Source organism: Cellvibrio chitinivorans, assembly GCF_035117775.1.
GTDB classification, from domain to species: Bacteria; Pseudomonadota; Gammaproteobacteria; order Pseudomonadales; family Cellvibrionaceae; genus Cellvibrio; species Cellvibrio chitinivorans.
This window is the reverse complement of record NZ_JAYKKN010000025.1, coordinates 1-707: the sequence shown is the minus strand read 5'-3', so window position 1 is coordinate 707 and position 707 is coordinate 1. Positions and strand designations below refer to the sequence as shown.

Sequence of the window (707 nt, the reverse complement as noted above, 5' to 3'; positions counted from 1 at the left end):
GTTCCTGCTCGCACACTGCAAAGTGCTCACCATTGGAATAGCCGGCATCGGCCGCTACTGTCAGCGTGTCTTGCTCCAATACCGCTTTGGTTTCCCGTGCGATGGGCAGCAATTGCTGATTATCAGTACACGCTTGTGTGACCTCGTGATGCACAATCAAATGGTGCATGGCATCAACGGCCGTTTGTACGTTGTAGGCGACTTTCTTTCCCGATGCGGTGCGCATCATGCGGGCATCGGGCTCGGTTTTAATCAGCTGCGTGAGATTCTGCTCTCGTAGATGCGCTTGTTGTGCGAAATTTTGCTGTTGTTGCGCTTGCAATGTTTGCAACGCCGCACGAACGGCATCGGCATTCACAGGCTCCGCTGTTTCGGTCTGATCTTGCTGATCCAGTGCGCTTAAGTACTGCTGAATCTGTTGTTCCAGTAGGATTTGTTGTTTAGCCAGCTTTGCAGGAGTGACGTGTTGTCGATGGGACGCAGCCGCTTGAAATTTACTGCCATCAATCGCCACCAGCTCACCGGTGATGAGCTGTGCGCGACGACAAAACTGCACAAACTCACGGCAAGTGGCGATAAACGCGCTGCGGTTTAATCGACGAAATTCGGCGATGGTTTTGAAGTCCGGCGTTAATCGGCCAAGCAGCCACATGACCTCCACATTGCGTTGGCATTCTGTTTCCAATCGGCGCGAGGAGCGAATGCGC

The 707-nt window shown here is 53.2% G+C and carries 1 protein-coding gene; it reads right to left on the bottom strand.

Annotation, left to right across the window (positions count from 1 at the left end; genetic code table 11):
• Nucleotides 1-707, bottom strand: a 707-nt coding sequence (locus SPL68_RS18425) for a transposase (protein ID WP_323816634.1), incomplete at both ends; no start/stop codon positions are given.